This window comes from Comamonas sp. w2-DMI (assembly GCF_040187735.1).
In the GTDB taxonomy this organism is placed as follows: domain Bacteria; phylum Pseudomonadota; class Gammaproteobacteria; order Burkholderiales; family Burkholderiaceae_C; genus Comamonas; species Comamonas terrae.
The window spans coordinates 40,742-65,449 of record NZ_JBANEL010000023.1 but is presented as its reverse complement, the minus strand read 5'-3'; the positions used below and the strand labels follow the sequence as shown (position 1 = coordinate 65,449).

Sequence of the window (24,708 nt, the reverse complement as noted above, 5' to 3'; positions counted from 1 at the left end):
CTCGGAAAAGCGGCGCGGACTGGAGCCGCGCCGCGTTCATCATCAGGAGGCCAGGGCACGCACGATGGCGTCGGCGCACAGGGCCATCAGGCCGCCCGGCAGGATGCCGAGCAGCAGCACCAGCGCACCGTTGACGGTCAGCACCACGCGCACATCCAGGGGCGCCGAGACGCTGGTGGCCGTGATGGGCTCGTCGAAGTACATGACCTTGACGACGCGCAGGTAGTAGAAGGCGCCGATCAGCGACATGACCACGGCGAACACGGCCAGGCCGATGTACAGGCTGCTGCCCGAGGCCACCAGTGCCTGCAGCACGGACAGCTTGGCGTAGAAGCCGACCAGCGGAGGAATACCGGCCATGGAGAACAGGCAGATGGCCATCACGCCGGCATACAGGGGGCTGCGCTGGTTGAGCCCGGCCAGATCGGAGATCTCGTCGCTCTCGAAGCCTTCGCGGGCCAGCAGCAGGATGATGCCGAACGATGCCAGCGCCGTCAGCACGTAGGTGACCACGTAGAACATGGCCGAGCTGTAGGCGTTCTCGATGGTCGCGGGATCCACCTTGCCGTCCACCACGCCCGACATCAGGCCCAGCAGCACGAAGCCCATCTGGGAGATCGTCGAGTAGGCCAGCATGCGCTTGAGGTTGGTCTGCTGCAGACCGGCCAGGTTGCCGATCAGCAGCGAGGCGACGGCCAGGACCATCAGCATCTGCTGCCAGTCGATGGCCAGGGGCAGCAGGCCGTCCACCAGCAGGCGGATGGTCATGGCGAAGGCCGCCAGCTTGGGTGCGCCGCCGATCAGGATGGTGATGGCGCTGGGCGCGCCCTGGTACACGTCGGGAACCCACATGTGGAAAGGCACCACGCCGAGCTTGAAGGCCAGGCCGGCCACCACGAACACCAGACCGAAGACCAGCACCTGGTGCTTGATTTGGCCGGAGTTGATGGCCTTGAACACTTCGCCGATGTCCAGCGAGCCGGTCGCGCCGTAGAGCATGGACATGCCGTACAGCAGGAAGCCCGAGGCCATGGCGCCCAGCACGAAGTACTTCATCGCGGCTTCCACCGAGGTGGCATGGTCGCGGCGCAGGGCCACGAGCGCGTAGCTGGACAGCGTCAGCAGTTCCAGGCCCAGGTAGATCACCAGGAAGTTATTGCCGGAGATCATGATGAACATGCCCAGCAGCGCCAGCAGGGACATGGTGAACAGTTCACCGCCACGCAGCATGTCGCGGTCGCCCGCATAGGGGCGGCCGTAGACCAGGGTGACCATCATGGCCACGGTGGCGAAGCACTTGAGCCAGTTGCCCATGGCGTCGGAAACCACCATGTTGCCCCAGCCGTAGAAGGTGTTGCCGCTGGCGGCGTACATGCCTTGCATCACGGCCACGACCAGCAGGGTCAGCATCGTCAGAACATAGGTGCCCGTGCGGCGCGCGCTCGTCACGCCCAGGTCCACCAAGGCGATCACGCAGGCCATGACCAGGAGGGTGATCTCCGGGTAGACCGCCAGCCAGCTGAAGTTGTCAATCATCTCGAGTCTCTCGTTTCAGTCTGGTCAGTGGAGCTTGCTCACAGCCACATGCTTGATGAGCTCAGCCACGGACACATCCATCACATCTGTGAAGGGCTTGGGATACAGGCCCATGTAGAGCACTGCGATCGCCAGCACGCCCAGCACCAGGAATTCGCGGCCGCCGATGTCCTTGAGCGCGGCGACATTGTCGTTGCCCACGGGACCCAGGTAGACGCGCTTGTACATCCACAGGGTGTAGGAGGCGCCGAAGATCAGGGCTGTCGCGGCACCCAGGCCGATCCAGAAGTTGTAGTCCACCGCGCCCAGGATCACCATCCACTCGCCCACGAAGCCGGCCGTTGCAGGCAGGCCGCAGTTGGCCATGGAGAACAGCAGGGCAAAGGCTGCGAACTTGGGCATGGTGTTGACCACGCCGCCGTAGGCCGCGATTTCACGCGAGTGCACGCGGTCGTACAGCACGCCGATGCACAGGAACATGGCGCCCGACACGAAGCCGTGGGCGATCATCTGCACCAGGCCGCCGGAGATGCCCAGGTTGTTGAACATGAAGAAGCCCAGGGTCACGAAGCCCATGTGCGCCACGGACGAGTAGGCCACCAGCTTCTTCATGTCCTTCTGCACCAGGGCCACCACGCCCACGTAGATCACGGCGATCAGCGACAGGGTGATGATCAGGCCGGACCACTCGTGCGCCGCATCGGGGGCGATGGGCAGCGAGAAGCGCAGGAAGCCATAGGCGCCCAGCTTCAGCATGATGGCGGCCAGCACGGCGGAACCGCCGGTGGGCGCTTCCACGTGCACGTCGGGCAGCCAGGTGTGCACCGGGAACATGGGCACCTTGACCGCGAAGGCCGCAAAGAAGGCGAAGAAGATCAGCGTCTGCGCCGTGCCGGACAGAGGCAGCTTGTGCCAGTCCAGGATCTCGAAGCTGCCGCCCGACTGGGTGTACAGGTAGATGATGGCCACCAGCGTGAGCAGCGAGCCCAGCAGGGTGTACAGGAAGAACTTGAAGGCCGCGTAGATGCGGTTCGGTCCGCCCCAGATACCGATGATCAGGTACATCGGGATCAGCGTGGCTTCGAAGAACACGTAGAACAGCATGCCATCCAGCGCGCAGAACACGCCGACCATCAGGCCCGACAGGATCAGGAACGCGCCCATGTACTGGTTCACGCGCTCGGTGATGTTCTCCCACGAGGCGATCACCACGATCACGGTGATGAAGGCCGTCAGCGGCACGAACCACATGGAGATGCCGTCCACGCCCAGGTGGTAGTGGATATTGAAGCGCTCAATCCACAGGGCGTTTTCCACGAACTGCATGCTGGCCGTGGTGGTGTCGAAACCGGTCATGACCGGAATCGTCACCGCGAAGCCCAGCAGGGCTCCGAGCAGGGCCATCCAGCGCACCGCGCCGGCCTGCCCTTCCCGGCTCAGGGCCAGGAGGAAGATGCCGAAGGCGATCGGCACCCAGATAGCAAGACTCAACAATCCCATTTTTGTTATTCCCCTACTACTTGTTGAGCCACACGAAGTACGTCATGAGCGCAAAGATGCCCAGGATCATGACCAACGCGTAGTGATAGAGATAGCCCGACTGCAGGCCGCGCACCCACTGGCCGAACTTGGCCATGAGTTTCCAGGAACCGTTCACGATGGCGCCATCGATGATGGCCTGGTCGCCGACCTTCCAGAACAGCGTGCCGAAGGCGCGGCCGCCGCGGGCGAAGATGTTCTCGTAGACCCAGTCCACGCCGTACTTGCCTTCCAGCACCTGGTACAGGCCGATCTTCTTGGAGAAGGCCATGATGGCGGCCGGAATCCCGGGCTTGACCATGTAGAACACATAGGACACGAGCACACCGGCCAGGGCCAGCCAGAACGGTGCGGCCGTGAAGCCGTGCAGCGCCATCGGCACCCAGCCGTGGATCTCTTCGGCCAGCTCGGCCATCGCATGGTGCTTGGCGCCGTCGACGAAGATCACATCCTTGAAGAAGCCGCCGAGCACCATGGTGTCCAGCGCCATGGCACCGATCACCACCGAGGGAATGGCCAGCAGGATCAGCGGCACGGTCACGACGGCAGGCGACTCATGCGGCTTGGCATCGTGGCCATGGCCGTGGTGGTCGTCATGACCATGGTGGTCATCGTGGTGCGCGTCGGGATTCTGGTCGTAGCGCTCCTTGCCGTGGAAGACGATGAAGTACAGGCGGAAGGAGTAGAAGGCGGTGATGAACACGCCGGCCAGCACCGCGAAGCTGGCAAAGCCGGCTCCGGGCAGGTGCGATGCATGCACCGCTTCGATGATGGCGTCCTTGGAGTAGAAGCCCGAGAAGAACGGCGTGCCGATCAGCGCCAGGTTGCCCAGCAGGAAGGTGATCCAGGTGATGGGCATGTACTTGCGCACGCCGCCCATCCAGCGGATGTCCTGGTTGTGGTGCATGCCCATGATGACCGAACCGGCGCCGAGGAACAGCAGGGCCTTGAAGAAGGCGTGGGTCATCAGGTGGAACACGGACACCGAGTAGGCGGAAACGCCCAGCGCCACGGTCATGTAGCCCAGCTGCGACAGCGTGGAGTACGCGATCACGCGCTTGATGTCGTTCTGGATGATGCCCAGGATACCCATGAACAGTGCCGTGATGGAGCCGATCACCAGGATGAAGTTCAGCGCCACGTCCGACAGCTCGTACAGCGGCGACATGCGCGAGACCATGAAGATGCCGGCCGTCACCATGGTGGCGGCGTGGATCAGCGCCGAGATGGGGGTCGGGCCTTCCATGGAGTCGGGCAGCCAGGCATGCAGCGGGAACTGGGCCGACTTGCCCATCGCGCCCACGAACAGGCAGATGGCCGCCACGGTCACCAGCATCCAGCCCGTGCCGGGCAGCTGGGTGTTCTGGATCTCGGGCAGCTTGGCGAAGATTTCCGAGTAGTTCAGCGTGCCGGTGTAGGCAGCGATCAGGCCGATGCCCAGGATGAAGCCGAAGTCGCCGACGCGGTTGACCAGAAAGGCCTTCAGGTTGGCGAAGATGGCCGATTCCTTCTTGAAGTAGAAACCGATCAGCAGGTAGGACACCAGGCCCACGGCTTCCCAGCCGAAGAACAGCTGCAGCATGTTGTTGCTCATCACGAGCATCAGCATGGAGAAGGTGAACAGCGAGATGTAGGAGAAGAAACGGTCGTAGCCGTCGTCTTCGGCCATGTAGCCCATGGTGTAGATGTGCACCATCAGCGACACGAAGGTCACCACGCACATCATCATGGCCGTCAGGGAGTCGATCAGGAAGCCGACCTCCATCTTCAGGCCGCCGACCACCATCCAGGTGTAGATGGTCTCGTTGAACTTGGCGCCGTCGAAGACGACGCTCTGGAACACCAGGGCCGACAGGATGAAGGCGACCAGCACGCCCAGGATCGTCAGGGAGCTGCTGCCGGTGCGACCAATCTTGTTGCCGCCGAAGGCGGTGCCCCAGATACCCGCGAGCGCGGAGCCGGCCAGCGGCGCCAACGGCACCGCGAGCAGCATGGATGCAGAAAGGGTTTGACTCATTCTTGAGAACCTTGCAAGTAACGGGCGGACTCAGCCCTTGAGGGCGTTGAGATCTTCCGCATCGATACTGCTCTTGTTACGGAACAGCAGCACCAGGATCGCCAGACCGATGGCCGACTCAGCGGCAGCCACCGTCAGGATGAAGAACACGAACACCTGTCCGTTCATGTCGCCCAGATAGCTGGAGAACGCCACGAAGTTCATGTTCACGGCCAGCAGCATCAGCTCGATGGCCATGAGCAAGACGATCAGGTTCTTGCGGTTCAGAAAGATGCCAACCACGGCGAGCGCGAACAGCATGGCGCCCAGCGTCAGAAAATGGCCCAGAGTCAGCGTCATGCTTTTGTCTCCACGGCAGGCGCCACGGCTTCGGCGGCAGGTTGTTGCGGGGGCTGGGTGACCGGCTGCTTGACCAGCTTGATGCGGTCCTGGGCACGCACGCGGATCTGCTGCGCCGGGTTGACGGCCTTGCTGTCCTTGCGCTTGCGCAGCGTCAGGGCGATCGCGGCAATCATGGCCACCAGCAGGATCACGGCAGCGATTTCCACCGGATACAGGTACTTGGTGTACAGCAGCTTGCCCAGCTCCTGGGTGTTGGAGTACTGCACCGCCTGGCCGGCCGCATTGACGGCGGTCGCCGCCACGGCCTTGGACTCTTCGACATCGCCGAAGCCGCCCATCAGCACCATGCCCATTTCAAAGGCAATCAGTGCGCCGATCAGCGCGGCGAACGGGAAGTGCTTCCAGAAGCCACGGCGCAGCGCATCGATGCGGATGTCCAGCATCATCACGACGAACAGGAACAGCACCATCACGGCGCCCAGGTAGACCAGCACCAGGGCGATGCCCAGGAACTCGGCCTTGAGCAGCAGCCAGATGGCCGCGGCCTGGGAGAAGGCCAGGATCAGATTGAGCACGGCATGCACGGGATTGCGGGCCGTGATCACCCGGAAGGCTGCGAACAGCAGCACTGCCGAGAACAAATAGAAAAAACCAGTTTTGGCGTCCATGGATCGAATCTTTTCAAGTGATCAGGCAGCCGCTTCAGCGGTACTTGGCATCGGCTGCCTTGTTGGCAGCGATCTCGGCTTCATAGCGGTCGCCTACGGCCAGGAGCATGTCCTTGGTGAAGTAGAGGTCACCGCGCTTTTCGCCGTGATATTCGAAGATGTGCGTCTCCACGATGGAGTCCACCGGGCAGCTTTCCTCGCAGAAACCGCAGAAGATGCACTTGGTCAGGTCGATGTCGTAACGCGTGGTGCGACGCGAACCGTCGTCACGAACGTCGGATTCGATGGTGATGGCCATGGCCGGGCAGACGGCCTCGCACAGCTTGCAGGCAATGCAGCGCTCTTCGCCGTTGTCATAACGGCGCAGCGCATGCAGGCCACGGAAGCGTGGCGACAGGGGAGTCTTTTCCTCGGGGAACTGCACCGTGATCTTGCGACGGAAGGTGTAGCGGCCGGTCAGGGCCATGCCCTTGGCCAGCTCCCAGAGCATGAAGCTCTTGAGGAAGTCTTTGAAGGAAAAAGGAGTTGCAGCAACCGCAGACATACGTACTCCGCTTTAGTTCCAGATGTTCCAGGGCGAGTACAGCCAGGCACCCACAACGATCAGCCACACCAGGGTGACCGGAATGAAGATCTTCCAGCCCAGGCGCATGATCTGGTCGTAGCGAAAGCGCGGGAACGTTGCGCGGATCCAGATGAAGCAGGACACGACCAGGAAGGTCTTGATGGCAAGCCAGATCCAGCCCGGGATGAAGCCCAGGAAGTCGACCGGAGGCAGCCAGCCGCCCAGGAACATGATCACGGCCAGAATGGACACCAGCCACATGCTGGCGTATTCGGCCAGGAAGAAGACCGCGAAGCCCATGCCCGAATACTCGACCATGTGGCCGGCCACGATTTCGGCTTCGCCTTCCACCACGTCGAAGGGGTGGCGGTTGGTTTCGGCCACGACCGAAATCAGGTAGACGATGAAGATGGGCAGCAGCGGCAGCCAGTTCCAGGACAGGATGCCCACGCCCATGGAGGCGAACTGGCCATGCGCCTGGCTCATCACGATCTGCGTGAGGTTCATGCTGCCCGTGACCATGATGACCACCAGGAAGCAGAAGCCCAGCGCGATTTCATAGCTGACCATCTGTGCCGAAGCGCGCAGCGCGCCCAGGAAGGCGTACTTGGAGTTCGATGCCCAGCCGGCGATGATCACGCCATAGACTTCGATCGAAGTAATGGCCATCATCAGCAGCAGGCCGGCGTTGACGTTGGTCAGCGCCACTTCGGGGCCGAAGGGAATCACCACCCAGGCCGCCAGGGCCGGCATGATGGCCATGACGGGGCCCACGTAGAACAGGCCCTTGGCTGCGCGCGTGGGCTGGATCAGTTCCTTGGTCAGCAGCTTCAGGCCGTCTGCCAGAGGCTGCAGCAGGCCCATGGGGCCCACGCGGTTGGGGCCCAGGCGGATCTGCATGAAGCCGAGCAGCTTGCGTTCCCACAGCGTCAGGTAGGCCACGGCGCCCATCAGCGGCGCCACGATGGCCACGATACCCAGCAGAATCCAGATGACGGGCCAGGCCACGTCGGTCCAGAAAGGGGCCGTGGACAAGCCGGCGCCCCAGACTTTCAATGCGTCGATCATGCGGCGCCTCCCTCACGAACCTGACGGGCATCGGCCGTCAATTGCAGCGACGTTGCGCGGCGCACAATGCTGTCGAGCTGGTAAATGCTTGCCACCACCGGTGCAGGCATGCTGCCGGCGGCCGGCAGGCTGCTCACGGCCTTGGCGGCATTGCTGAGCTGGCCGGCAGGCACTTGGGCGACGCCGCCCGTGGCAGCGGCCAGCACTTCCTGGGAGGTCTCGTAGTCCACGCCGGAAATGCCCAGCAGATTGGACAGCACGCGCAGCACCTTCCAGGCCGGACGGGTATCGCCCAGCGGCTTGACCACGGCGTGGAAGCCCTGCACGCGGCCTTCGGCATTCACGAAGCTGCCGGAGGTTTCGGTGAACGGCGCGATGGGCAGCAGCACATCGCTGAATTCCATGTTGGCCTTGAACGGGCTCAGGGTCACGACCATTTCGGCCTTGGCCAGCGCTTCGCCAGCGGCCTTGCCGGCAGCGCTGTCGAACTCGGGTTCGTTGTTCAGCAGGATGGCTGCCTTCAGGCCTCCAGCCAGCATCTGGCCGGCGTTCTGGCCGTTGGCGCCAGGGACGGCCTTGACCCACTGCGCGCCCACGGTGTTGGCGGCTTCGGTCAGGTAGCCAACGCTGGCACCGGTCTGCTCGGCAATCCAGTTGGCCAGGGCCAGCAGCGTGGAAGCCTGTGCGTGGTGCGCGGCGGCATTGCCCAGCAAAATGGCCTTGTGCTCGCCAGCCAGCAGCGCGGCAGCGATGGCCTGCGCCTCGTTGTGGGCAGTCGCAGCCACCGGTGCGTCCACGCCCTTGGCCTGCGCCACGGCAGCAGCCACGTCGGCCAGGGCCTGGGCCCAGTCCGCGGCAGCAACCACCGAAGCGTTGACGGGCAGGGCCCAGTCGTACACGCGCTCGTTGATGGCAAAAACCTTGCAGCCCTTCTTGGCAGCCTGGCGGATGCGCTGTGCGAACAGCGGGTGATCCTTGCGCAGGTTGGAGCCGACGACCAGCGCCGACTGCAGGGTCGACAGGCCGGCGATGGGCAGGCCCAGCCACTGCACGCCCTGGGTGGCAGCGAACTCGGCATTGCGCAGGCGGTAGTCGATGTTCTCGCTGCCCAGGCCGCGCACCAGCTTGCCGGCCAGATACAGTTCTTCCAGCGTGCTGTGCGGGCTCACCAGGGCGCCAATGGCGCTGGCGCCGTGCTGGCTCTTGATCTGCTGCAGGCCGTTGGCCACGTATTCCAGGGCTGTCTGCCAGTCGACTTCCTTCCACTCGCCGCCCTGCTTGAGCATGGGGCGGGTCAGGCGTTCGTCGCTGTTGAGTGCTTCGTACGAGAAGCGGTCACGGTCGGCGATCCAGCACTCGTTGACTTCCTCGTTCTCGAAGGGCACGACGCGCAGCACCTTGTGGTTCTTGACCTGGACGATCAGGTTGGCGCCGGTGGAGTCATGCGGAGAGACCGACTTGCGGCGCGACAGCTCCCAGGTGCGGGCGCTGTAGCGGAAGGGCTTGCTGGTCAGCGCGCCCACGGGGCAGATGTCGATCATGTTGCCCGACAGCTCGGAATCCACGGTATCGCCCACCACGGTGGTGATCTCGGAATGCTCGCCACGGTTGATCATGCCCAGCTCCATGACGCCGGCCACTTCCTGGCCGAAGCGCACGCAGCGTGTGCAGTGGATGCAGCGGCTCATTTCCTCCATGGAAATCAGCGGGCCCACGTTCTTGTGGAACACCACGCGCTTTTCTTCCTCGTAGCGCGAGCTGCTGGCGCCATAGCCCACTGCCAGATCCTGCAGCTGGCATTCGCCGCCCTGGTCGCAGATGGGGCAGTCCAGCGGGTGATTGATGAGCAGGAACTCCATCACCGACTGTTGCGCCTTGATGGCCTTTTCGCTCTTGGTGCGCACGATCATGCCTTGCGTCACGGGCGTGGCGCAGGCAGGCATGGGCTTGGGAGCCTTTTCAACGTCCACAAGGCACATGCGGCAGTTGGCCGCAATGGAGAGCTTCTTGTGGTAGCAGAAGTGAGGAATATAGGAGCCGGCCTTCTCGGCAGCATGCATGACCATGCTGCCTTCCGAGACCTCCACCTTTTTTCCGTCCAGTTCAATTTCAACCATATGCTTGTCTCGCGATCAGGCGCTTACGCAGCCTGCTTGGAAGCGTTCTGGATCTTCGCTTCAAACTCGTGGCGGAAGTGCTTGATCATGGCGCGCACCGGCATGGCTGCCGCATCGCCCAGCGCACAGATCGTGCGGCCCATGATGTTCACGGACACCGAGTCCAACAGCTCGATATCTTCCGGACGGCCTTCGCCGTGCTGAATACGATTGACCACGCGCCACAGCCAGCCCGTGCCTTCACGGCAGGGCGTGCATTGGCCGCAGGACTCGTGCTGGTAGAAGTACGACAGGCGCAGCAGGCTCTCGACCATGTCGCGCGAATCGTCCATCACGATCACCGCCCCGGAACCCAGCATGGAGCCGGCCTTGGCGATGGAGTCGTAGTCCATGGTGCATTCCATGATGATGTCGGCCGGCAGCACGGGCGACGAGGAGCCGCCGGGGATCACGGCCTTGAGCTTGCGGCCGGTGCGCACGCCGCCTGCAAGCTCCAGCAGCTTGGAGAATGGCGTGCCCAGCGGGATCTCGTAGTTGCCGGGCAGGTTCACGTCGCCGCTGACCGAGAAGATCTTGGTGCCGCCGTTGTTGGGCTTGCCGCACTCCAGATAGGCCTGGCCGCCGTTGCGGATGATCCAGGGAACGGCCGCAAAGGTTTCGGTGTTGTTGATGGTCGTCGGCTTGCCGTACAGGCCGAAGCTGGCCGGGAACGGCGGCTTGAAGCGGGGCTGGCCCTTCTTGCCTTCCAGCGATTCCAGCAGCGCGGTCTCCTCGCCGCAGATATAGGCCCCGAAGCCATGGTGCGCATGCAGCTGGAAGCTGAAGCTGCTGCCCAGGATGTTGTCGCCCAGATAGCCGGCGGCACGGGCTTCCTCCAGAGCGGCCTCGAAGCGCTCGTAGACCTGGAAGATCTCGCCGTGAATGTAGTTGTAGCCGACGCTGATGCCCATCGCATACGCGGCAATGATCATGCCCTCGATCACGATGTGGGGGTTGAACATCAGGATGTCGCGGTCCTTGCAGGTACCGGGCTCGCCCTCGTCCGAGTTGCACACCAGGTGCTTCTGTCCGGGGAACTGGCGGGGCATGAAGCTCCACTTCAGGCCGGTCGGAAAGCCCGCGCCGCCACGGCCGCGCAGGCCGGATTCCTTGACGGTGGCGATCACCTGATCCTGGGTCAGGCCTTCGCCGCCGTCCTTGCCCAGGATCTTGCGCAGCGCCTGGTAGCCGCCGCGTGCCTCGTAGTCCTTGATGGACCAGTTGCTGCCGTTCAGATCCGCATAGATCTGCGGATTGATATGGCGGTCGTGAAAGCAGGTTTCGTTGCCCGAGGAGGCGAACTTGGCCAGCACCGCATTGGCGGCGGGATTGTTCAGAATGGTGCTCATGCCTTGCCCTCCGCAGCGCGCAGGCCGTCCACCAGCTCGTCGAGCTTCTCGTTGCTCATGAAGCTGCACATGCAACGGTCGTTGACCAGCATCACCGGGGAATCGGCGCAGGCGCCCAGGCACTCCGACTGCTGCAGCGTGAACATGCCGTCGGGCGTGGTTTCGCCCATCTTGATGCCCAGCTTGTGCTCCAGGTGGTGCAGCGCCTTGTAGCCGTCGCGCAGTTGGCAAGGCAGGTTGGTGCAGACGTTCAGCTTGTACTTGCCAACGGGGCGCTGGTTGTACATGTTGTAGAAGGTGGTGACTTCGTGCACCGCGATTTCGGGCATGCCCAGAAATTCGGCAATCACGGCTTCGCTCTCGGCGCTCACCCAGCCCTGCTCCTGCTGCACGATGGACAGGCAGGCCATCACGGCAGACTGTTTCTGGTCAGCCGGATACTTGGCCACCTCACGCGCAAAGCGTTCCTTGGTCGCTTCGGTAATCATCGGTCAACGTCTCCAAACACGATGTCCAGGGTACTGAGCACCATCACGGCGTCAGCCAGCATGTGGCCACGGCTCATCTCGTCGAGAGCGGCCAGGTGCACGAATCCTGGTGGACGGATCTTCAGGCGATAGGGCTTGTTGGCGCCATCGCTGATCAAATAAATGCCGAATTCACCCTTGGGGTGTTCCACGGCTGCATAGGCCTCGCCTTCGGGCACCTTGAAGCCTTCGGTGAAGAGCTTGAAGTGGTGGATCAGCTCTTCCATGTTGGACTTCATGGCCTCGCGGGACGGCGGAGCCACCTTGTGGTTGTCCGTGATCACCGGGCCGGGATTGGCGCGCAGCCAGTCCACGCACTGCTTGATGATGCGGTTGGACTCGCGCATTTCGGCCACGCGGACCAGGTAGCGGTCGTAGCAGTCGCCGGTCGCGCCCACGGGCACGTCGAAGTCGACCTTGTCATAGGCATCGTAGGGCTGCGACTTGCGCAGGTCCCAGGCCACGCCGGAACCGCGCAGCATGGGGCCGGTCATGCCCAGGTTGATGGCGCGCTCGGCAGTCACCACGCCGATGTCGACGTTGCGCTGCTTCCAGATGCGGTTGTCGGTCAGCAGGACTTCGTATTCGTCGCAGCACTTGGGGAAGCGCTGCGTGAAGGCGTCGATGAAGTCCAGCAGCGAGCCCTGGCGGGTTTCGTTGAGCTGCTCCAGCGCGCGCGCATTGCGCACCTTGCTGGCCTTGTACTGGGGCATGGTGTCCGGCAGGTCGCGGTACACGCCGCCGGGACGGAAGTAGGCCGCGTGCATGCGCGCGCCCGAAACCGCCTCGTACATGTCCATGAGGTCTTCACGCTCACGGAAGGTGTAGATCAGGATGGTGGAGCTGCCGGCGTCGTTGCCGCTGGAACCCAGCCACATCAGGTGGTTCATGATGCGGGTGATTTCCGAATACATCACGCGGATGTACTGGGCACGGATGGGCACCTCGAGGCCCAGCAGCTTTTCGATGGCCAGGCAGTAGGCGTGCTCGTTGCACATCATGGACACATAGTCCAGCCGGTCCATGTAGGGCAGCGACTGGATGTAGGTCTTGCTTTCGGCCAGTTTCTCGGTCGCGCGGTGCAGCAGGCCGATGTGGGGGTCAGCACGCTGCACCACTTCGCCGTCGAGCTCCAGCACCAGACGCAGCACACCGTGCGCTGCCGGGTGCTGCGGACCAAAGTTCAGGGAGTAATTCTTGATTTCAGCCATGGTCTTCCGTCAGAAGGCGACGCGCGCCCTCAGTGCAGGCCTCCGCCGTAGTTTTCCTCACGGATGATGCGCGGAGTGATTTCACGCGGCTCGATGGTGACAGGCTGGTACACCACGCGCTGCTGCTCGGCGTCGTAACGCATTTCCACATAGCCCGACAGGGGGAAGTCCTTGCGGAACGGATGACCGATGAAGCCGTAGTCGGTCAGGATGCGGCGCAGGTCGTCGTGGCCGTCGAACACGATGCCGAACAGGTCGAACGCCTCGCGCTCGAACCAGTTGGCCGAATTCCAGATGCCGTTGACCGAAGGCACGACGGGGAAATCGTCGTCGGGGCACAGCACGCGCACGCGCACGCGCTGGTTGAGGGTCAGGGACATCAGATGGGACACCACGGCAAAGCGGGCGCCTTCCCTGCCCACTTCCGCATAGGTCGAATAGTCGACACCGCACAGGTCCACCAGCATCTCGAACTTGCAGTCCGGCGCATTGCGTAGGGTCTGCATCACGTCCAGATACTTGTCCGCGGAAACCTCCACCGTCACTTCATCGAGTGCCAGCGTGACGCTGCGGGCCTTTTCGCCCAAGGCAGCAGCCACCACATCCCGAAGCTTTTCGGGGTGAATTGCGATTGCAGTCATCTCAGCCCTTTAAACGCGAGCGATGGTGTGGGTACGGCGGATCTTCTGCTGCAGCTGAATGATGCCGTAGATCAACGCTTCCGCTGTCGGAGGACAGCCGGGCACATACACATCCACCGGAACAATGCGGTCGCAGCCGCGCACCACCGAGTAGCTGTAGTGGTAGTAGCCGCCGCCGTTGGCGCAGGAGCCCATGGAGAGCACCCAGCGCGGCTCGGACATCTGGTCATAGACCTTGCGCATGGCCGGAGCCATCTTGTTGCACAGCGTGCCGGCAACAATCATCAGGTCCGAGTGACGCGGGCTGGCGCGGAACACTTCCGAGCCGAAGCGGCCGATGTCATAACGCGCAGCAGCGGCATGCATCATTTCCACGGCACAGCAGGCCAGGCCGAACGTCATGGGCCAGATCGACCCTGTCTTGGCCCAATTCACCACCGTGTCGTAACTGGTGGTGATAAAGCCTTCCTTCATCACGCCTTCGATCATCGTGTCACCTCAGAGAAGCCGTTCATTCCCAATCCAGGGCGCCTTTTTTCCACTCGTAGGCAAAGCCCACGACCAGAATGGCCAGGAAAATCAGAACGGCAACGAAACCCGCACCGCCGACTTCCTTGAGCGCAACGGCCCAGGGCAGCAGGAATGCGATTTCCAAATCAAACAGGATGAACAGAATGGCGACGAGGTAGTAGCGCACGTCGAACTTCATGCGCGCGTCTTCAAAGGCCTCAAAGCCGCATTCGTAAGGGGAATTCTTGGCAGCGTCAGGACGGTTGGGACCGAGGATGTAACCCAGGGTCAGGGGCACAACGCCCACCGCCATGCCAATGAGAATGAACAATAGAACGGGAAGGTACTGATCGATGTTCATCGTGTGGGCCTTGTGTGAAAGACATGCCCTACAGATCACTGCCTGATCAGCAGGGCAGGCTTTTAGTTATGTGTTGGTGCCGTCGGCGAGACTCGAACTCGCACAGCTTTCGCCACTACCCCCTCAAGATAGCGTGTCTACCAATTCCACCACGACGGCTTCGCCTTCAAAGTCCGGCAACCTCGGAAACCTTCATTGCAAAGATTTTGATCCCCAGACAATCCCTAGATTCTACCCTGAAAAACACGGTGCTTCCGAAGTTCGTCAGGGTTTTCTTTTAATTATTTGGTGGGAATCTGCGCAGCACCCTCGGCCCCGGCGGCCGGTGCTGCAGGCACGTCGCCAGCAGCAGGCTGAGCGGGAGCTGCGGGCGCGGCAGGCGCCGTCACCGCGGCGCCTTCCAGCACGCTGCCGGAGCTCACCGGGCGCGAGTTGCCCAGGTAGGCCAGCGCCAGAGTGGCCACGAAGAACACCGAAGCCAGCACGGCCGTGGTGCGCGACAGGAAGTTGGCGCTGCCGGAGGCGCCGAACAGGCTGCCGGAGCTGCCGCTGCCAAAGGATGCCCCCATGTCCGCACCCTTGCCGTGCTGGATGAGGATCAGGCCGATCATGCCCAGTGCTGCAAGCATCTGGACCGCGAGAATGACGCTGGACAAAACGTTCATAAGAAACCCTGTAATCGTATAAGTGCCGCTGCCCGGCCCGAAGAGGCCGGCAAGCCTTTATTGAGCTGCAGCAACAATGGTCAAGAAATCGGCCGCCTTGAGGGAAGCACCTCCCACCAGGCCGCCATCGATGTCGTTCTGGGCCAGCAACTGGGCCGCATTGGCGGCATTCATGCTGCCGCCGTAGAGCAGCGGCACGCGGCCGGCATGCTCGGTTGCCGCAGCCAGCTGCGCACGCAATACGGCATGCACCGCCTGCGCCTGCTCGGGCGTGGCCGTCTTTCCGGTGCCGATGGCCCAGACAGGTTCGTATGCCACGAACAGTTCGCTCACGCAGGGGCCGACCTGATGGATCACGGCCGCCAGCTGGCGCTTGACCACGGCTTCGGTCTGGCCCGCCTCGCGCTCCTGCAGCGTCTCACCCACGCAGACGATGGGCGTGACGCCCTTGGCCAGCGCGGCTTGCGCCTTGGCCGCCACCACGGCATCGGTTTCGCCATGGTACTGGCGGCGCTCGGAATGGCCGACCAGCGCATAGCGCACGCCGAACTCCTTGAGCATGGCTGCCGAGACTTCGCCGGTGAAAGCGCCCTGCTCGTGCTGCGACACGTCCTGTGCGCCGATGCCGATGGAGGAACCCGACAGCTCGGCCTGCAGCTGCGCCAGATAGACGGCGGGCGCCGCCACGGCCACACCCGCCTTGCCGCCTGCGGGCAGCCCCTGCTTGAGGGCCTGCAGCAAGGCCGCGTTGGCAGCCAGACTGCCGTTCATCTTCCAGTTGCCGACAATGAGTTTTTGCTTCATTTTTCCCAGGTCAAAACGATTTTTCCGGTGTGCTGGCTCGACTCCATCAGCGCATGGGCCTGCGCCGCGTCGGCTGCATCGAATTCGCGATAGATGGCGGGACGCACCTTGCCGGCCTCGATCATGGGCCAGACATGGCGGCGCAGCGAATCGGCGATCGCGGCCTTGAACGCCACGGGACGCGGCCGCAGCGTGGAGCCGGTGATGGTCAGCCGCTTGCGCAGCACCAGCCCGGCATCCAGTTCGGCCTTGATGCCGCCCTGCACCGCAATGATGACCAGGCGGCCGTCGGCTGCCAGGGATTGCACCTCGCGCGCCACATAGCTGCCGGCCACCATGTCGAGAATGACATTGACGCCCTCGCCCGCGGTGATGCGCTGCACCTCCGCGACAAAGTCCTGCGTCTTGTAGTTGATCGCATGGTCGGCGCCGAGCTTGAGGCAGTCCTCGCACTTGGCATCCGAGCCCGCCGTCACGACGACTTGCGCGCCCCAGGCCTTGGCGATCTGGATGGCCGTGACGCCGATGCCGCTGCTGCCGCCCTGCACCAGCAAGGTCTCGCCGGGCTGCAGGGCACCCCGGTCGAACACATTGCTCCAGACCGTGAAGAAGGTCTCGGGCAGCGCCGCAGCCTCGACATCGCTCAGCCCCTGCGGAACGGGCAGGCATTGCGGCACGGGCGCCACGCAGTACTGCGCATAGCCGCCACCAGCCACCAGGGCACAGACCCGGTCGCCCAGCTTGAAGCCGGCCTTCGCCATGGCAGCCTCGTCGCCGGCCACGATGACGCCCGCCACCTCCAGGCCCGGCAGATCCGAAGCGCCGGGCGGCGGTGCATAGTGGCCCTTGCGCTGCAGAACGTCCGGTCGGTTGATGCCGCTGGCCGCCACGCGAATCAGGACTTCACCCTCGGCGGCCACGGGCATGGGGCGCTCGCCCATGCGCAGCACCTCGGGCGCCCCGAAAGCGGTGATCTCCACCGCACGCATTGTTGCTGTATCCATGTAGCAGACCTTTGGCGACTATGAAACAAATACGGCTGCAGCGCTTGCCCAGCAAGCGCAGGCAGCTATCAAAACAATGGCGGAGCCAGCCAATCGACCGGCTCCGCACCTTGCTTATTGCTGTTGCTGCTGTTGCTGATCGTCGGCGTTGCCGCGGCTTTCGCGCGGCTCGCGCGGTTCACGGGGCTCGCGATTCTGGCGGGGAGCACGCTCGCGGTACTCACGGGGTTCGCGCGGCTCGCGGGGTTCACGCTCGGGCATGCCGGCGGGACGCTCGGTCAGCGCCTTCATCGACAGCTTGACGCGGCCCTTCTCGTCGGTTTCCAGGACCTTGACCTTGACGACCTGGCCTTCCTGCAGGTAGTCGGCGACCTTTTCCACGCGCTCGTGGGCGATCTGGCTGATGTGCAGCAGGCCGTCCTTGCCGGGCAGCAGGTTGACCAGCGCGCCGAAGTCCAGGATCTTGGTGACCGGGCCTTCGTAGACCTTGCCGATTTCGACTTCCGCCGTGATCTCCTCGATGCGGCGCTTGGCTTCGTCGGCCTTGGCACCGTCGTTCGACGCGATGGTGATGGTGCCGTCTTCGGCGATGTCGATCTGGGTGCCGGTCTCCTCGGTCAGCGCACGGATGGTGGCGCCGCCCTTGCCGATCACGTCGCGGATCTTCTCGGGGTTGATCTTCATCGTGTACAGCTTGGGGGCGAACGACGAGATCTCGGCCTTGGCCTCGCCCATGGCTTCCTGCATCTTGCCCAGGATGTGCATGCGCGCTTCCTTGGCCTGGGCCAGGGCGACCTGCATGATTTCCTTGGTGATGCCCTGGATCTTGATGTCCATCTGCAGGGCCGTGATGCCGTTGGTCGTGCCGGCCACCTTGAAGTCCATGTCGCCCAGGTGGTCCTCGTCACCCAGGATGTCGGTCAGCACGGCGAAACGGTTGTCTTCCTTGATCAGGCCCATGGCGATGCCGGCCACGTGCGCCTTCATGGGCACGCCGGCGTCCATCATGGACAGGCAGCCGCCGCAGACCGAAGCCATGGACGAGGAGCCGTTGGACTCGGTGATTTCCGACACCACGCGGATGGTGTAGGGGAACTCTTCCTTGGAGGGCAGGCAGGCGGCCAGCGCACGCTTGGCCAGGCGGCCGTGGCCGATTTCACGGCGCTTGGTCGAGCCCATGCGGCCCACTTCGCCGGTGGCAAAGGGAGGCATGTTGTAGTGGAACAGGAAACGGTCCTCGAATTCACCGGCCAGCGCATCGATGCGCTGCGCGTCGCGCTCGGTACCCAGCGTGGAGACCACCAGCGCCTGGGTTTCGCCGCGCGTGAACAGGGCCGAACCGTGGGTACGGGGCAGCACGGAGTTGCGGATCTCGATGGGACGCACGGTGCGCGTGTCGCGGCCGTCGATGCGGGGCTCGCCGGCCAGGATCTGCGAACGCACGATGCGGGCTTCGATCTCGAACAGCAGGCCTTCCACCTTGACGGCATCGAATTCCACACCCTGCTCGGCCAGCGCGGCCTTGACGCCGGCATAGGCTTCGCGGCAGGCTTGCGTGCGGGCCTGCTTGTTGCGGATCTGGTAGGCAGCGCGCAGCTTCTCTTCGGCCAGTTCGGTGACCTTGGCGATCAGGGCCTCGTCCTTGGCGGGCGGGGTCCAGTCCCAGACGGGCTTGCCGCCTTCGCGCACCAGATCGTGGATGGCGTTGATGGCGATCTTGCCTTGCTCGTGACCGAACACCACGGCGCCCAGCATCACGTCTTCAGGCAGCTGCAGGGCTTCGGACTCCACCATCAGCACGGCAGCTTCGGTACCGGCGACCACCAGATCCATCTGCGAATCCTTGCGCTGGGTCTGGCCGGGGTTGAGCACGTATTCGCCATTGATGTAGCCCACGCGTGCGGCACCGATGGGACCGTTGAACGGGATGCCGGACACGGCCAGCGCGGCCGAGGTCGCGATCATGGCGGCGATGTCGGCGTCCACTTCGGGGTTCAGCGAGATGGTGTGGATGACCACATGCACGTCGTTGTAGAAGCCCTCGGGGAACAGCGGGCGGATCGGCCGGTCGATCAGGCGGCTGGTCAGGGTCTCGAGTTCGCTGGGCTTGGCTTCGCGCTTGAAGAAGCTGCCGGGAATCTTGCCGGCGGCATAGGTCTTCTCGATGTAGTCCACGGTCAGCGGGAAGAAATCCTGGCCGGCCTTGGCCTGCTTGGAACCCACCACGGTGGCCAGCACCACGGTGTCGTCCATGTTCACGAGCACGGCACCCGAAGCCTGGCGTGCGATCTCGCCGGTTTCCATGGTGACCGTGTGCTGGCCCCATTGGAATGTCTTGGTCACTTTGTTGAACATCGTCATATTGACTCCTTGTTGGATAGCTGGATGCGCACATCCAGCCTGTGTTTGGAGCACAAACAGAACACGATGCCATTCCAGTGCTGCGCTAAGTGCTATAAATAATGCAGCATTGGAATGACACAGCTTCGCTCTGTCTTGCACTCTCCGAAGTAAAAAACGCCTGAGCTAGCGGGCTAACTCAGGCGTTTCGATCTCTCACCGTGCTTACTTGCGCAGGCCCAGCTTGGCGATCAGTGCGGTGTAACGGTCAGCGTCCTTGGCCTTCAGGTAGTCCAGCAGCTTGCGACGGCGGCTCACCATGCGCAGCAGGCCGCGGCGACCGTGGTGGTCCTTGGCGTGCTGCTTGAAGTGGGGAGTCAGTTCGTTGATGCGAGCGGTCAGCAGAGCCACTTGCACTTCAGGACTGCCAGTGTCGTTGGCAGAGCGTGCATTGGCCTTAACAACTTCGGCCTTCACGGAGGAAGCGATCATTTGGTTTTCCTTAGGATTTGGCGCCCGCCAGGGGACGCCTTGGTTACTTGCGCCAAGACTGGAAAGGCCTCGGCGTGCGTCTTGCACCATGCAAAACCCGATAATTGTAGCAAACAGCCATCCCCCCAGGGGCCGCCCTAGCTTTGCTGGCATAAAAGCGGATCTTTGCTCAGGCAAACCCTAGGGCAAGAGTTCAGACAGCCATGAACAATGGCAACTCTATCAGCATCGACATGCTCAGGAGCCAGCCATGCCGCAGCTCGCCCTCTCACCAGTCACTTCACGAACTTTGTTCGGCGCAGCGCTGCTGGTTCTCGCCTGCGCTTTCGTCTCCCCTCCAGTACTGGCTGCAAAAAAAGGCGAAGGAAAAAGCACATTCAAACGCCAAAGCAACCGTATCAAGATCCAGAACACACGCAGCAGCTCCGAGGAAACGTCAGTAGAGCGCGACAAGCGCCTGTCCCGGGAATGCCGGGGCAGGCCCAATAGCGGCGCCTGCCTCGGATATGCCCGGCCTTAGTCAAACATCAAAACGGGGCCTTGACCAGGGGACGCCAGCTGCGCCGCCACACCTTGGGAGCAGGGCAGCCGTCGCCTATTTTCTGGGTGCCGCCCACGCCGGTCAGAAAGCCCGTGTCGTTGGTGCAATCTGTCTGCGGCTTCAGATCTACCGAGCCTTCATTCGGCAGTCCAAGCCAATTGCGTGAATTCATATTGCCACGTGTATAACCACCATCCGGATTGAATACGGTCGAGTAGGCATCGAAGACACCGTTGGAGTCGATGTCATACGAATATTTATTCCCTCCGGTCAAGGCATCCAACACATAAATGACATTGGGCAAACTGCCCGTTGCCGTGCAAGACTCGATGGTGAGATTTTTATCTTCCGGCATAAACGATGACACAACTACGCTGCTGCCCAGATTCGAGAGATCGCCGACCACGCGTTCACCGTTGGGCATGACACCACTGTAGTTGATGGCACCTAGCTTCAGCATCCAGCCACGCTGGCTCTTCCAGTCCACCTTGCGCGAGCTGACCTGGTAGAAGGTCTTGCCAGATTCAGTTGCCGAACCAGCCTTGGCCGACGCCAAGTCGATAGTCTGCTCCACCAGATCGGCAAGGGCAACATTGGCCGTACCAGCAGCATCGTCCCCACCAATCGGCGTCTTATCCCAGATACCGTAGATCGCTTGGCGCGCTGCCGGCTGAGCAAGGTCATCTTCATCCAACAGGATGCCCGTACCAATCGTCACCATGGCCCCGCACTGCACTGTTTCGCTGCGGGCGCATGTACCGCCATCTCCAGGGTGCGCCTGCCAAGCCGGCGCGGCATAGATGGGTTGAGCCTTGCCGCCAGGCGTGGTGAACAACGGCCGCCCGTAAGACACAGCAAACCTGGAAGTACGCAGATCGAAACGCCATAGATTGCCGTTGGCATCGCCGGCAAAAGCTGCCACGATCTTGCGGCTGGTATCGCGCACGGCAACCACACCGCCCAGACCACGATTCCCCCCTGAAGCATCGCTTCCCCATCCTGCCGGCAAAGGAATGAATTTCACCAGCTTGCCTGTCAACGCATTCACTACATACAGGCCCACTTTCTTGTCGGATGCCGGATACTGGCCGCTGCCCGTGATCACCACCCATGTGCCATCATCCAGCTGACCCGCAGTCGGGTTATTGGTCACACTTGCCAAATCGCCATAACCCGTTGTCTGCGCATTCACCTCCCATAAAAAGCTGTCCTTCGTTGGAGTACGATTACCGGCATTCAGAGGCGAATCCAGACCATACAGAAAGCTGCCGGCACGCCCACCGGAGCCAAACACTAGCTGGCGCCATTTATTGGTCTGCACCTTGTCGTAAATATCGTGCTCAACCAAAGGGCCATCCAGCACGTAACGGAAACGGAAGGCCGAACTTGCTAAGTCGATCTGCGCTGCCATGGAGCCCTTGGGCATGAATGCTGCCAACTCGGTGCCAGCAGGAATACCTGCAAGCGTCGTGTCATCCTTTGCGGCATTCAGCACGTGCACCTTGCCATCATTCGTGGCCGTGAAGATGGTAGGAGGCAACGCTTTTTTGCTGCTCCGGTAGCTCGCATAAATGCTCTTGCCGTCAACCGCGCCATAGGTGTCGTAGCCCATGTCAATGCGCCCTCCCACAAATACCGGAGGTGAATTCACCGAAGCCCCGATCTGCGTCGTACGGGAACGGTAAATGGTGTTATTCACATCCATCTGCGGGTCCTCGCCCAGCATATAACGAACAAAGCTGGCGTCGGTCTTCTGCAGACTGTTGGCATTCAGCAAGGCCACGAGGTCGGCCGGCAGGCTACTCAGGGTCGTACTGGAGGTCATTGCTAGGCGGGTCCCGGAGTTCACCAGGTTCGGGTCGTAATTGGACAGCGCAAAGATCTGACGACTTGCCACCACAGGCATACGGGCATTCGCTGACCATGCAGGCACTGGCTTACCCGACGGATCTACCGAAGCGTAGCTACCATCAGCCTTCAAAGCGAACGCCTTGACATCGCCACTGTTGTCGACAGTCTGGTATTCGGTAGTGTATTTGTATTGATTCTGCAGCGTTTGAAATTCACTACTATTACCCGAAACAGCCACACCTGCATCGTTGCCCGCCCCCACCATGCTGCTTAACGCATTGGAGATGGCTTTGCGCACATCTTCACCCGAATACACACTATAGGATCGCCCCCCTCCAGTATAGCCCGCGCGGATAAAATCATTTACACGCAGAGAATCATCGGTCACGGCATTTAGATCAACACTGGATTTTCCATTGGCCCAAGCTGGCTTGACAGGCGTCGCCACCCCAGAAAGCCAATCGCTGTTGTATTTGTTGATTTGGGCCCATGTCAATCCACCTGTCACCCCATCATCACCTGACGGCGTCAGCCCCCAGCCAATAGTATAAGTGGTTAGATTTTGCCAGAAAGCCGGATTATATTGCCCAGGCAATGGCAGCACATTATTATCCAGTTTGGAAAAATCCCTATTCCAGAAAAGATCCGCCGTCAAATCCGCAAGCCCCTTGGAGCTGATCTTGCCATCACTATAAGGGATATACAGATTGCGTGCTTTCAGCTTTGTGGTTAGGACACTGCTGTCATAGCCCGATGCACCGTTGGGACTGTATTTCAGCGTCGCGGAGTTCCCCCCCCGGCTTGCCACTGAACGATTGCGTGCCATCATTGCTTGCGTACTGAGAATTTGCATTGATACTGGTGCCTTTATTCCACGCACCATCTGACAGCACAATCGCAAAAGACCTGCGACAGGCCAAATCCTGAGCATTGCTCTCAACACTCGTGCTGACAGGGTCATTTTTCCATGGATTTCCATAGCTAGAGCGCACATTAGTACTGCCAGCATAGCTACTAGTACCCGAATAATAATCCGCTACCAATGAGAGCGCCTGATGGGATGGTGTTCCACCCGCAGGAACAATTCCATATAACCAGTCGTAGAGTTGGGTTTTCCAGTTATTTGCTGTATTCCCGGAATCATCTCGAAAATATCTAACTCCACGCTGTATGGATGACGCCGTTGCATAAGACTTATTGCCGATGGTATTGTACTGCAGGTAGCCTATGCGAAACTTATTCTCATAGCTCTGCAGCGCTTGTCCAATCGCTGTTCCAACAGCAAGCGATCGACTACGATACCAAACATACCAATTGAGGACATTCTGCAGTTCTTGCACCTTTGAGCAAGTGGTTGCATTTTTACCGCAGTCGGTACGGTTATGCCCTGCAGGCAGATTTACAGTTCCGCTAGGCGGGTATGTAATATCAATTTGCGTCCTATTAGCTACAGAGCAGTCACCTTTCGCACATCGAACATATGTAAATGTTCCTTTTGCGCTGATTGCGCTACTGTACTCAGTATACAAAGGAAAGCGATCGTTCCCCGAGTTGATTGAATAACCTGCAGCAGGTGCTGAATAATTAAACTGACCCGATGACTGGTTATCTATAAATACCAATGGATTAGACTGAGCTACTCCATTAGCGTTTACTCGCGGCAAATATGTAATTGCAGGATTGTAATATTGCAGGTTAAAATCGTTGGATCGCATGGAATACCATCCGTAATACGATTCGATGCCATTTTTATTATAGTTTGAGCAATTTCTCCAACTTCCACTCAGGTATACGGTTCCCTCACCACCTTTACAGGTATTTAACAATGAATAACTATCAGGATATTCATATCCCATGGAACCTGAATTATCCATAACCAGCATCAAATTTGGCTTAGCCCCCGGAACAGCGCTATATAAAGGCGCCTGACTGGGTTCCGTGGCTGCCCAGGCAGCTCCCATATTGAGACCAACCTGAACCAAAATAGCGGAGAATAAGATGTGCGATATTTTCATGCGCATGCCTTCTCTTCTTATTTCCAGCAATCTGCCGCACTCACCCCGGATGCGGCGCTTTCCACCTTCTTCTCTCCAATGCTATTGATCACCAGGGTGCCGCATTTATCCCCTGTCATGGAGCCAGTACGCGTTGCCTTGATGGTGTAGGTCGGTGGGTTGTCGCGGGCGAAGACGGCGAGGGTGTAGTTCTGCGCTCCAGAAGTGGGGGATTGACGCAAGCCGGTGGGCAGCATGCTGTTGCTGCCATTCTTCTGTTCGGCTTCGGTATTTACATTTCCAGCGGTCAAGGTATATCTGTCGTTGGCCGAGTAATAACGCTGCATGTATTGAACGGCCTGCATCATTAACGCCTCAGCTTCCGCCCTTTTAGAGCGGCGGACATGCTCCTGATAGCTTGGCAAAGCCACGGCCGCAAGAATGCCGATGATGGCCACCACGATCATGAGCTCGATCAGGGTGAAGCCCGAAATAGGATTTGGACGGATGGCGAGTCGGAGTTTCAT

23 protein-coding genes and 1 tRNA gene are annotated in these 24,708 nt (G+C 61.2%); 1 reads left to right on the top strand and 23 read right to left on the bottom strand.

Translation table 11 applies throughout. The features are described from left to right. Positions 1–42: 42 nt before the first annotated feature. The 20 genes from nuoN to rpsO form a co-directional block, all read right to left on the bottom strand. Positions 43–1,536 (bottom strand): NADH-quinone oxidoreductase subunit NuoN, encoded by a 1,494-nt coding sequence (gene nuoN / locus V8Z74_RS20665; protein ID WP_066472361.1) that lies wholly within the window; start codon positions 1,534–1,536, stop codon positions 43–45. Between the two features lie 24 nt (positions 1,537–1,560). After that, positions 1,561–3,036: an NADH-quinone oxidoreductase subunit M gene (locus V8Z74_RS20660; RefSeq protein WP_349710962.1), complete on the bottom strand. Its 1,476-nt coding sequence runs from the start codon at positions 3,034–3,036 to the stop codon at positions 1,561–1,563. A gap of 16 nt (positions 3,037–3,052) precedes the next feature. Beyond that, positions 3,053–5,092 (bottom strand): NADH-quinone oxidoreductase subunit L, encoded by a 2,040-nt coding sequence (nuoL, locus tag V8Z74_RS20655; RefSeq protein WP_349710961.1) that lies wholly within the window; start codon positions 5,090–5,092, stop codon positions 3,053–3,055. Positions 5,093–5,122: 30 nt separating this feature from the next. Beyond that, entirely contained in the window at positions 5,123–5,431 is a 309-nt protein-coding gene (nuoK, locus tag V8Z74_RS20650; protein WP_066472374.1) for an NADH-quinone oxidoreductase subunit NuoK, read from the bottom strand. Beyond that, positions 5,428–6,102, bottom strand: coding sequence for an NADH-quinone oxidoreductase subunit J (locus V8Z74_RS20645; RefSeq protein WP_349710959.1), 675 nt, complete (start codon positions 6,100–6,102; stop codon positions 5,428–5,430). Before V8Z74_RS20645 ends, nuoK begins: the two co-directional genes overlap by 4 nt. Before the next feature lie 34 nt (positions 6,103–6,136). After that, a complete protein-coding gene (nuoI, locus tag V8Z74_RS20640; RefSeq protein ID WP_066472379.1) occupies positions 6,137–6,646 on the bottom strand; it encodes an NADH-quinone oxidoreductase subunit NuoI in 510 nt (169 codons plus the stop codon). Positions 6,647–6,658: 12 nt separating this feature from the next. Beyond that, positions 6,659–7,735, bottom strand: a complete 1,077-nt coding sequence (gene nuoH, locus V8Z74_RS20635) for an NADH-quinone oxidoreductase subunit NuoH (RefSeq protein ID WP_066472382.1) — start codon at positions 7,733–7,735, stop codon at positions 6,659–6,661. Then, on the bottom strand, positions 7,732–9,852 hold the full coding sequence (gene nuoG / locus V8Z74_RS20630) for an NADH-quinone oxidoreductase subunit NuoG (RefSeq protein WP_349710957.1): 2,121 nt from the start codon (positions 9,850–9,852) through the stop codon (positions 7,732–7,734). Before nuoG ends, nuoH begins: the two co-directional genes overlap by 4 nt. A 23-nt stretch (positions 9,853–9,875) precedes the next feature. After that, the gene (gene nuoF / locus V8Z74_RS20625) at positions 9,876–11,240 is read right to left on the bottom strand and encodes an NADH-quinone oxidoreductase subunit NuoF (RefSeq protein ID WP_349710956.1); all 1,365 of its coding nucleotides are present in this window, start codon (positions 11,238–11,240) and stop codon (positions 9,876–9,878) included. Beyond that, entirely contained in the window at positions 11,237–11,728 is a 492-nt protein-coding gene (gene nuoE, locus V8Z74_RS20620) for an NADH-quinone oxidoreductase subunit NuoE (RefSeq protein WP_349710955.1), read from the bottom strand. The genes nuoF and nuoE overlap by 4 nt, the downstream gene beginning before the upstream one ends. Further along, positions 11,725–12,978 carry an NADH-quinone oxidoreductase subunit D gene (locus V8Z74_RS20615; RefSeq protein WP_066472402.1) on the bottom strand — a complete coding sequence of 418 codons (1,254 nt, stop codon included), beginning with the start codon at positions 12,976–12,978 and terminating at the stop codon, positions 11,725–11,727. The genes nuoE and V8Z74_RS20615 overlap by 4 nt, the downstream gene beginning before the upstream one ends. A gap of 29 nt (positions 12,979–13,007) precedes the next feature. Further along, complete coding sequence (locus V8Z74_RS20610; RefSeq protein WP_349710954.1) at positions 13,008–13,619, bottom strand: NADH-quinone oxidoreductase subunit C; 612 nt, start codon at positions 13,617–13,619, stop codon at positions 13,008–13,010. A 9-nt stretch (positions 13,620–13,628) separates the two neighbouring features. After that, entirely contained in the window at positions 13,629–14,108 is a 480-nt protein-coding gene (locus tag V8Z74_RS20605) for a NuoB/complex I 20 kDa subunit family protein (RefSeq protein ID WP_066472408.1), read from the bottom strand. A 22-nt stretch (positions 14,109–14,130) separates the two neighbouring features. Further along, positions 14,131–14,490 (bottom strand): NADH-quinone oxidoreductase subunit A, encoded by a 360-nt coding sequence (locus V8Z74_RS20600; protein ID WP_066472410.1) that lies wholly within the window; start codon positions 14,488–14,490, stop codon positions 14,131–14,133. A gap of 74 nt (positions 14,491–14,564) precedes the next feature. Beyond that, a tRNA-Leu gene (locus V8Z74_RS20595) sits at positions 14,565–14,649 on the bottom strand. Positions 14,650–14,771: 122 nt separating this feature from the next. After that, positions 14,772–15,155, bottom strand: coding sequence for a preprotein translocase subunit SecG (secG, locus tag V8Z74_RS20590; protein ID WP_349710953.1), 384 nt, complete (start codon positions 15,153–15,155; stop codon positions 14,772–14,774). Positions 15,156–15,212: 57 nt separating this feature from the next. Then, complete coding sequence (tpiA, locus tag V8Z74_RS20585; RefSeq protein ID WP_349710952.1) at positions 15,213–15,959, bottom strand: triose-phosphate isomerase; 747 nt, start codon at positions 15,957–15,959, stop codon at positions 15,213–15,215. Further along, positions 15,956–16,963 carry an NAD(P)H-quinone oxidoreductase gene (locus V8Z74_RS20580; RefSeq protein WP_066472425.1) on the bottom strand — a complete coding sequence of 336 codons (1,008 nt, stop codon included), beginning with the start codon at positions 16,961–16,963 and terminating at the stop codon, positions 15,956–15,958. The genes tpiA and V8Z74_RS20580 overlap by 4 nt, the downstream gene beginning before the upstream one ends. Positions 16,964–17,077: 114 nt before the next feature. Further along, positions 17,078–19,324, bottom strand: a complete 2,247-nt coding sequence (gene pnp, locus V8Z74_RS20575) for a polyribonucleotide nucleotidyltransferase (protein ID WP_349710951.1) — start codon at positions 19,322–19,324, stop codon at positions 17,078–17,080. 204 nt (positions 19,325–19,528) lie between these two features. Continuing rightward, the gene (gene rpsO / locus V8Z74_RS20570; protein WP_011804393.1) at positions 19,529–19,795 is read right to left on the bottom strand and encodes a 30S ribosomal protein S15; all 267 of its coding nucleotides are present in this window, start codon (positions 19,793–19,795) and stop codon (positions 19,529–19,531) included. 250 nt (positions 19,796–20,045) lie between these two features. On the opposite strand from rpsO, the gene V8Z74_RS20565 reads away from it, so the two are divergent. Beyond that, entirely contained in the window at positions 20,046–20,315 is a 270-nt protein-coding gene (locus tag V8Z74_RS20565; RefSeq protein ID WP_349710950.1) for a hypothetical protein, read from the top strand. 7 nt (positions 20,316–20,322) lie between these two features. Here the strand turns inward: V8Z74_RS20565 and V8Z74_RS20560 are convergent, their stop codons facing one another. The 3 genes from V8Z74_RS20560 to V8Z74_RS20550 are packed head-to-tail and all read right to left on the bottom strand — an operon-like array spanning position 20,323 to position 24,708. Continuing rightward, a complete protein-coding gene (locus tag V8Z74_RS20560) occupies positions 20,323–23,040 on the bottom strand; it encodes a pilus assembly protein (RefSeq protein ID WP_349710949.1) in 2,718 nt (905 codons plus the stop codon). Next, entirely contained in the window at positions 22,931–24,202 is a 1,272-nt protein-coding gene (locus V8Z74_RS20555) for a hypothetical protein (protein ID WP_349710948.1), read from the bottom strand. Before V8Z74_RS20555 ends, V8Z74_RS20560 begins: the two co-directional genes overlap by 110 nt. Positions 24,203–24,219: 17 nt before the next feature. Continuing rightward, positions 24,220–24,708, bottom strand: coding sequence for a type IV pilin protein (locus V8Z74_RS20550; RefSeq protein WP_349710947.1), 489 nt, complete (start codon positions 24,706–24,708; stop codon positions 24,220–24,222).

What these genes read in the sequence shown, in the direction of transcription:
- nuoN (WP_066472361.1), bottom strand. Translation starts at nt 1,536, where the DNA reads ATGATTGACAACTTCAGCTGGCTGGCGGTCTACCCGGAGATCACCCTC.
- V8Z74_RS20660 (WP_349710962.1), bottom strand. Translation starts at nt 3,036, where the DNA reads ATGGGATTGTTGAGTCTTGCTATCTGGGTGCCGATCGCCTTCGGCATC.
- nuoL (WP_349710961.1), bottom strand. Translation starts at nt 5,092, where the DNA reads ATGAGTCAAACCCTTTCTGCATCCATGCTGCTCGCGGTGCCGTTGGCG.
- nuoK (WP_066472374.1), bottom strand. Translation starts at nt 5,431, where the DNA reads ATGACGCTGACTCTGGGCCATTTTCTGACGCTGGGCGCCATGCTGTTC.
- V8Z74_RS20645 (WP_349710959.1), bottom strand. Translation starts at nt 6,102, where the DNA reads ATGGACGCCAAAACTGGTTTTTTCTATTTGTTCTCGGCAGTGCTGCTG.
- nuoI (WP_066472379.1), bottom strand. Translation starts at nt 6,646, where the DNA reads ATGTCTGCGGTTGCTGCAACTCCTTTTTCCTTCAAAGACTTCCTCAAG.
- nuoH (WP_066472382.1), bottom strand. Translation starts at nt 7,735, where the DNA reads ATGATCGACGCATTGAAAGTCTGGGGCGCCGGCTTGTCCACGGCCCCT.
- nuoG (WP_349710957.1), bottom strand. Translation starts at nt 9,852, where the DNA reads ATGGTTGAAATTGAACTGGACGGAAAAAAGGTGGAGGTCTCGGAAGGC.
- nuoF (WP_349710956.1), bottom strand. Translation starts at nt 11,240, where the DNA reads ATGAGCACCATTCTGAACAATCCCGCCGCCAATGCGGTGCTGGCCAAG.
- nuoE (WP_349710955.1), bottom strand. Translation starts at nt 11,728, where the DNA reads ATGATTACCGAAGCGACCAAGGAACGCTTTGCGCGTGAGGTGGCCAAG.
- V8Z74_RS20615 (WP_066472402.1), bottom strand. Translation starts at nt 12,978, where the DNA reads ATGGCTGAAATCAAGAATTACTCCCTGAACTTTGGTCCGCAGCACCCG.
- V8Z74_RS20610 (WP_349710954.1), bottom strand. Translation starts at nt 13,619, where the DNA reads ATGACTGCAATCGCAATTCACCCCGAAAAGCTTCGGGATGTGGTGGCT.
- V8Z74_RS20605 (WP_066472408.1), bottom strand. Translation starts at nt 14,108, where the DNA reads ATGATCGAAGGCGTGATGAAGGAAGGCTTTATCACCACCAGTTACGAC.
- V8Z74_RS20600 (WP_066472410.1), bottom strand. Translation starts at nt 14,490, where the DNA reads ATGAACATCGATCAGTACCTTCCCGTTCTATTGTTCATTCTCATTGGC.
- secG (WP_349710953.1), bottom strand. Translation starts at nt 15,155, where the DNA reads ATGAACGTTTTGTCCAGCGTCATTCTCGCGGTCCAGATGCTTGCAGCA.
- tpiA (WP_349710952.1), bottom strand. Translation starts at nt 15,959, where the DNA reads ATGAAGCAAAAACTCATTGTCGGCAACTGGAAGATGAACGGCAGTCTG.
- V8Z74_RS20580 (WP_066472425.1), bottom strand. Translation starts at nt 16,963, where the DNA reads ATGGATACAGCAACAATGCGTGCGGTGGAGATCACCGCTTTCGGGGCG.
- pnp (WP_349710951.1), bottom strand. Translation starts at nt 19,324, where the DNA reads ATGACGATGTTCAACAAAGTGACCAAGACATTCCAATGGGGCCAGCAC.
- rpsO (WP_011804393.1), bottom strand. Translation starts at nt 19,795, where the DNA reads ATGATCGCTTCCTCCGTGAAGGCCGAAGTTGTTAAGGCCAATGCACGC.
- V8Z74_RS20565 (WP_349710950.1), top strand. Translation starts at nt 20,046, where the DNA reads ATGCCGCAGCTCGCCCTCTCACCAGTCACTTCACGAACTTTGTTCGGC.
- V8Z74_RS20560 (WP_349710949.1), bottom strand. Translation starts at nt 23,040, where the DNA reads ATGCAAATTCTCAGTACGCAAGCAATGATGGCACGCAATCGTTCAGTG.
- V8Z74_RS20555 (WP_349710948.1), bottom strand. Translation starts at nt 24,202, where the DNA reads ATGAAAATATCGCACATCTTATTCTCCGCTATTTTGGTTCAGGTTGGT.
- V8Z74_RS20550 (WP_349710947.1), bottom strand. Translation starts at nt 24,708, where the DNA reads ATGAAACTCCGACTCGCCATCCGTCCAAATCCTATTTCGGGCTTCACC.